Below are 6,310 nucleotides of genomic sequence, written 5' to 3'. Positions count from 1 at the left end.
GCGCATGCGCTCCTTTTTTAATTATTAAACCTTGGGTTAACTACTTCTTACATCAACCTTAAGCTTTAACTTTTGGCCAGGCTGTAAATACTTTTGGCCGGCTAAGTTATTCCACTTAATAATTTCGTTTACGGTTAAATTAAATTTAGACGCAATACGAGCAAGCGAGTCACCACGGCGTACTTTGTACGTAATGGTGCGATTAGTACTTGCAGTTGCTTGTGGTTTACTCGCTGATTTATAAACAGTGAGCTTTTGATTTAAGCGCAATACTGAGTTTTTCTTCAGTTTATTCCACGAGGCCAACTCATCCATGGTGACATCGTATTCGCGACTAATGTCCCACAGGGTGTCGCCATTTTTAACCGTGTGCGACAGCTTAGTACGGGTGGCTTTATTAGCAGCTAAACGCATTTGCTTAGGTAAATGTTCACTATTAATTGCCCCATCGGTTAAGGGTACTAATAACTGTTGGCCAATACGTATGGTGTTTGACTTTAATTTATTAAGCGAGCGAATAGCACTGGTGCTGGTGGTAAACTTTTTAGCAATAACCGATAGGCTATCTCCGCGCGCCACAGTGTATTGCTGCCAGCGTAAGCGGTCTTTAACATCGGTTTGCGCCAGCTTTTGGCTGAATTGTTCCGCTTTATCGGTGGGTAATAGTAAAAAATGCGGACCGTTAGGGTCGGTCGCCCAGCGGTTAAAGCCTGGGTTTAACCTATATAATTCAGTAAGAGTCATATCGGCCATATCTGCGGCCAGTGCAAGGTCAATTTGCGTGCCTACATCAACCACTTCTACAACTTGCGCGTTGATAACCGGTTTCCATTTTACATTAAACTCATCAGCGCGTTTTAATAAATCGGCAAGGGCTAAAAGCTTTGGTACATACGCGGTGGTTTCGCTTGGTAAGTCGAGAGACCAAAAGTCTGTTGGTAAATGCTTTTTACGATTTTTCTTAATCGCACGCATTAAACGCCCTTCGCCTGAATTATAAGCGGCAATGGCGTTTAACCAATCGCCTTCAAGGGTTTTGTGTAAATACGATAAGTAATCAAGGGCAGCACGCGTAGATTGCACTATGTCGCGTCGGCCGTCGTACCACCAGTTTTGTTTTAAATCAAAACGCTCGCCAGTGGCTGGCATAAATTGCCAAATACCCGAAGCACTGCGATTAGAGTAGCCAAATGGGTCAAACGCGCTTTCTACAATAGGTAAAAGGGCAATTTCGATAGGCATTTCGCGCTTTTCTACTTCTTCAACAATAAAGTGTAAGTAAGGTTCTGCGCGTTTTGAAATGCGGTCTAAATAAGCTTGATGACGCGCATAGTAATTACGCTCGGTAACAACAGGGCGGTTTTGCGGTACATCAATAGACAGTTGGTAGCGAATGCGCTCCCACACATCATCAAAAACGGGGGCGTCTTCGCTCTGCTCAACGTGTTGATATTGGGCGTTTACCATCAATGCATTGTTAATATCGTTAGGGCTTGCGCCTTCTAAGCGCTTATTTGCTTGGGTAGCAGCTTGTGCGTCTGAATCTACGGTTGTTAATGTTTGACAACCACTTAGCGCAAGCGCCAAGGCAATTAATAGAGGAGATTTATTCATATATACCAATACATCAGGTAAAAAAACTCGGCGAATACTACCCGTTATGAGTCAACATTGCCACTTAACGACCAACTTTAACATGTTGATAAAACCATTCGCTATTTTTTAAACCAATGGTTTTACCTAGGATATTCCTAACCACGATGCTGCAAAATTAATTACAACAGGTCAACATATCTTAACTAAAAGTTGTCTTTGAATCGTCTCAGACTTGCAAAGTTTTCCCATGGTTCATTGTTTTTTGTAACCAACACAAATTCTTTTGGAATTAACTCTGTAATAGTAGGTAGGTCGCTGCGCATAAATGGATTAACTTTAAGCTCTTGGCCTATTGTACTTGGCAGTGTAATTTCGCCCTTAGCACGCTGTGCATCTACTTTATCGCTGTATTGGAGTAGCTGAGGGTTACGCGGCTCTACGGCTTTTGCAAATGCTAAATTAGCTTGCGTATATTCATGCGTGCAATATACTTTGCAGGTTTTAGGTAGCTCACGCAGCTTATTAAACGACTCCCACATTTGCTCAGGCGTCCCTTCAAATAATCGCCCACAGCCCCCACTAAAAAGCGTATCGCCTGTAAAAGCCAACTCTTCATGAATATAACAAATGTGATCAAGCGTATGGCCAGGGGTGGTAATAATGTTAAAACGCGTACCCAATACCTCAACGCTATCGCCATCAACCAGTGTATTGGTGATCCCCGCAAACGGACTGTTTATAGGACCGTACACTGCAATGTTTGAAAACTGTTTTACAAGCTCGGCTACGCCACCGGTATGATCGCTATGATGATGGGTAATTAAAATGCCACCAAGTTGTAAGTTGTGCTCTGCTAAATGCGCCATAACGGGCTGGGCGTCGCCTGGGTCAACCACCCATGCTAGGTCGCTATTATGGGTAGTTAAACACCAAATATAATTGTCAGAAAATGCTTTAATTGCTTTAACTTGCACCATATTAATTTGCTCTATAAAGTGACGGGTAACACCTAGTATAACGAGCTATAAAAATGAAACCAGCCCTTAGTTTTCAAGAAGGACCCAAACCGCTGTCATGGCAGCAGTTCCCTCATGGGGATTATTTACGTGCTGACATTGAACAAAAAATGGATCAATGGCTGCCGCGTATGTTTGGTTACCATATGCTTAAATTAGGTAATTTAAGTGGCGAGCTTAATACCAGCGTAAGCACTATAAAACACCAAGTATGTGTTGCCGAAGAGGGGCCTTACACAGGTGTAATAGCCGATATAGACGAACTGCCTTTTTATGAGCACAGTGTTGATGCGTGTATTTTAAGCCACTGCTTAGAGTATCACTCAGACCCACATCACATATTACGCGAGGCGCATCGTACACTTATACCCGGTGGTTACATTGTTATTACCGGATTTAATCCGTTTAGTTTATGTGGATTGGCGCAAATGTTGCCTTTTAGCGGCCAAAAGCTGCCATGGACGGGGCGTTTTTTTACGCCTGCGCGGGTAAAAGATTGGCTTAATTTATTGGGGTTTGAAATTATTAGTGATGAGCGCTTTATTTACTCCTCTCTTGCGCGTGGTAACAGGCTTTCACGGTTTGTATTTTGGCGCAGTTTTGCCAAACAGTATTTAAAACCTATGGGGAGTGTGTATATGCTGGTGGCGCGAAAACGCGTGGCTCCGCTTACGCCTATAAAACCTAAATGGCATGCAAGGCCGCAGTTTTCACCTGTAAAAGGGGCAGGGCTTAGACAAACCTCAAAGCAGCACTTTAAACAGTGTGAGCAAAAAAATAATAATAGTTAAATAATGTAAGTACGCACTTTTTAACCCAGCTATGAGCTATACATTCATGGCATTAAAAAGTGCGAAAGCTTTAACGGGTTAAGGCTGATACCCTACATCATCAAGTAGGTTGCTACTGCCTGCAGCGTCACGTGCCAAATCGTCAACTATTTCGTTATATTTATGCCCGCTATGTCCCTTTACCCATTTCCATGTAACCGTGTGCTCGCTACAAGCGCTATCAAGTCGCTTCCATAAATCAACATTTTTAACCGGCTTTTTTGCCGATGTTTGCCAGCCCCGTTTTTTCCAATTTGCAATCCACGACTCAATACCCTGCTTAACATACTGGCTATCTGTGGTGAGGTTAACGGTGCAAGGGCGGGTAAGTGATTCAAGAGCAACAATGGCAGCGAGCATTTCCATACGGTTGTTTGTGGTGAGCTTATACCCTTGGCTTAATTTTTTTTCGTGGCCGTTATAAATCATAAAAATACCATAACCACCAGGGCCCGGATTACCTAAACATGAGCCATCGGTGTAAATCTCTACGGTTTTTTGCACTGTTTTACCTTGATATTATGTACAATAAAGTGATTATAGAAAGATACCAGAGTCAGGCTAAATTCGATATGGCACGTAGACAAATAGTTTTAGATACAGAAACCACCGGCATCGACCCCAAACAGGGGCACCGGATTATAGAAATTGGGTGTGTAGAATTAATAAACCGACGTTTAACCGGTAATAATTTTCATGTTTACATTAACCCACAACGCAGCATTGAAGAAGAAGCAATAGATGTTCACGGTATTACCAACGAGTTTTTACGTGATAAACCACTTTATCGCGATATAGCGCAAGAGTTTTTTGACTACATTAAAGGTGCAGAGCTTGTAATACATAACGCCCCGTTCGATGTGGGCCATATGGATAACGAGTTTGCGCTGCTTAACCAAGGCTACCCAAATACGCACGAGTACTGCCAAGTTCTCGACACCCTTAAAATGGCGCGTGACTTGCATCCTGGTCAAAAGAACAACCTAGATGCTTTGTGCCGCCGTTACGATATAGACAACGCAAAACGAACATTACACGGCGCATTACTGGATTCTGAAATTTTAGCCGATGTTTACCTTGCCATGACGGGCGGGCAAACCAAGCTAAACTTAAACCAAAATAAAGATGACGGCAGCGAGCAACAGACTGGTGGCATAAGACGCTTAAGTAGTGACCGAGCACCTTTAGTTGTATTGCGGGCAAGCGACGCTGAGCAAAGCGCACACGAAGCACGACTCGATCTTGTAGACAAAGAAGGCGGCCACTGTTTATGGCGCGCTGAATAAGGCCAACTATGAAAACGATGTATTTTATAACTGTACTGTGCGCCACCTCGCTGTTTAGCGCCAGTGCGTTTGCCGTTAAGCAAGTAGAGCTACTTAAACGCGACGGCGAACAAAATGAAATACCGCTGCTAGATAACCGTTTTCGTATAGACAGCCAATTAGACGAAATAACCTTACTATTTTTTAGAAAGCCAGGTTCGCCCGCGGTTATTTTAGTCAGGCCCGATGGCAGTAAGTACTTTGCCACTAACGCCGTTAAAGATCCCAACCTCGATTGGTTTGATGAGCTTAGTTACGACTTAATCACCATAAAAAAACCGATGGCTGGCCCATGGCAAGTTATTGGCCGCATTTTGCCCGACAGCCGCATTGTGGTGTTAGGGGAAGTGTCTTTAAAAGCACAGCCATTACCTCCTATGTTATTTAGAGGCGAGACAATAAAAATAACGGGCGAAATTTTAAATGATGATGAGCCTATCGATGCTAACTTATTCACAGATGTAGTTAGCCTAAACGTTGACTTTGTAAGTACCAACGATGAAAGCTATGCAAACTTTGGTGCAGGCACTCAAGAAGTTGCCGAATTTAAAGACGATGGCCGCGGCTTTGATGAACGCCCTAACGATGGAGTGTTTACTGGCGAATTTAAATTAGACTTTCCAGTAGGGCAGTGGACACCAGAACTCTATATAGCGACCCCCTTATTACAGCGACGCATTGTGCAAGACCCTATCATTGTGCATGAACCGCCATTTAAATCTGAGGTCGCACTGGCAGAGCTTGATACCGACGATCACCAGCTAACTATTAATATAGATAGCAACATAGTTAAACCCGAAACCGTTATTGTGCAGGGAAAAATTTATTACCCTAACAATGAAGAGCAAATGTTTACAATTGACGCGCAAGCGGGTGATACACGCCAACTAGCAATTAAAAACTATGATTGGGGAAGATACAGCGTTGAACTGTCTGTTTTTGGCACTAATATAAACGGTCGTGAGTTTATGGCCACAATACCAACATACAAATTTGAGATAGAAAGGCCAATAGAAGCAGTACCAGAAATAGACCCTGCTACGCTTATTGATCAAAATCTGGCCTTGGAAGCTGAACCCGTTGAAGAAAAAATGGCCACTTCTACATTAGTGACTTTAATCGTGGGCTGTAATTTGCTCATTTTATTGTTAGGGTGGTTAGCAATTCGTATTTTTGTACAGAAAAAGCCAATCAAATTTAACTTTAAACTGCCTTTTTTAAACAAAAAGAAAGTAAACGATGAGAGCAACGCCGATACAGAAAAAAATCAAGTCGGCAAAAATGGCTCAAAAAGTGACAAATCAGGTGAAATTTTAAACCTTTCGATGTCAGATGACTAAAAAACCTGTAAAAAAACAAAAAAGCCCTTGACGAAGTAGGGGCTGATTCGTATTATTCACGCCGCTGCAAAGGGAGACCTAAGCAGAAACGAAAATGCGGAGTGGTAGTTCAGTTGGTTAGAATACCGGCCTGTCACGCCGGGGGTCGCGGGTTCGAGTCCCGTCCACTCCGCCAATATTACACAAAAAGTTTTCAAGGTACT

Annotated in this window: 6 protein-coding genes and 1 tRNA gene; 4 read left to right on the top strand and 3 right to left on the bottom strand. The window is 42.9% G+C overall.

Annotated features, from left to right (window positions below; all coding sequences use genetic code 11):
• Positions 1-36: 36 nt before the first annotated feature.
• Positions 37-1,614 (bottom strand): lytic transglycosylase, encoded by a 1,578-nt coding sequence (locus CWC04_RS12640; protein WP_138685597.1) that lies wholly within the window; start codon positions 1,612-1,614, stop codon positions 37-39.
• 185 nt (positions 1,615-1,799) lie between these two features.
• Positions 1,800-2,573 carry a hydroxyacylglutathione hydrolase gene (gene gloB / locus CWC04_RS12635; protein WP_138685596.1) on the bottom strand — a complete coding sequence of 258 codons (774 nt, stop codon included), beginning with the start codon at positions 2,571-2,573 and terminating at the stop codon, positions 1,800-1,802.
• Between the two features lie 53 nt (positions 2,574-2,626).
• Between gloB and CWC04_RS12630 the strand changes: the two genes are divergently transcribed.
• Complete coding sequence (locus CWC04_RS12630; RefSeq protein ID WP_138685595.1) at positions 2,627-3,403, top strand: class I SAM-dependent methyltransferase; 777 nt, start codon at positions 2,627-2,629, stop codon at positions 3,401-3,403.
• 78 nt (positions 3,404-3,481) lie between these two features.
• On the opposite strand, the gene rnhA is transcribed toward CWC04_RS12630, so the two are convergent.
• A complete protein-coding gene (gene rnhA, locus CWC04_RS12625) occupies positions 3,482-3,946 on the bottom strand; it encodes a ribonuclease HI (RefSeq protein WP_004585980.1) in 465 nt (154 codons plus the stop codon).
• A 68-nt stretch (positions 3,947-4,014) separates the two neighbouring features.
• Between rnhA and dnaQ the strand changes: the two genes are divergently transcribed.
• The 3 genes from dnaQ (at position 4,015) to CWC04_RS12610 (ending at position 6,282) form a co-directional block, all read left to right on the top strand.
• Positions 4,015-4,728 (top strand): DNA polymerase III subunit epsilon, encoded by a 714-nt coding sequence (dnaQ, locus tag CWC04_RS12620; RefSeq protein WP_138685594.1) that lies wholly within the window; start codon positions 4,015-4,017, stop codon positions 4,726-4,728.
• Between the two features lie 8 nt (positions 4,729-4,736).
• Positions 4,737-6,107, top strand: a complete 1,371-nt coding sequence (locus CWC04_RS12615) for a TIGR03503 family protein (protein WP_138685593.1) — start codon at positions 4,737-4,739, stop codon at positions 6,105-6,107.
• Between the two features lie 98 nt (positions 6,108-6,205).
• Positions 6,206-6,282 (top strand) — tRNA-Asp (locus tag CWC04_RS12610).
• Positions 6,283-6,310: the final 28 nt, after the last annotated feature.

Source organism: Pseudoalteromonas sp. S2893 (genome assembly GCF_005887105.1).
In the GTDB taxonomy this organism is placed as follows: domain Bacteria; phylum Pseudomonadota; class Gammaproteobacteria; order Enterobacterales; family Alteromonadaceae; genus Pseudoalteromonas; species Pseudoalteromonas atlantica.
This window is presented reverse-complemented; position numbering and strand designations above follow the sequence as displayed.

Excerpts from the sequence above, each read along its gene's own strand:
- CWC04_RS12615 (WP_138685593.1), top strand. The coding sequence starts at position 4,737 with ATGAAAACGATGTATTTTATAACTGTACTGTGCGCCACCTCGCTGTTT.
- dnaQ (WP_138685594.1), top strand. The coding sequence starts at position 4,015 with ATGGCACGTAGACAAATAGTTTTAGATACAGAAACCACCGGCATCGAC.
- CWC04_RS12640 (WP_138685597.1), bottom strand. The coding sequence starts at position 1,614 with ATGAATAAATCTCCTCTATTAATTGCCTTGGCGCTTGCGCTAAGTGGT.
- CWC04_RS12630 (WP_138685595.1), top strand. The coding sequence starts at position 2,627 with ATGAAACCAGCCCTTAGTTTTCAAGAAGGACCCAAACCGCTGTCATGG.
- gloB (WP_138685596.1), bottom strand. The coding sequence starts at position 2,573 with ATGGTGCAAGTTAAAGCAATTAAAGCATTTTCTGACAATTATATTTGG.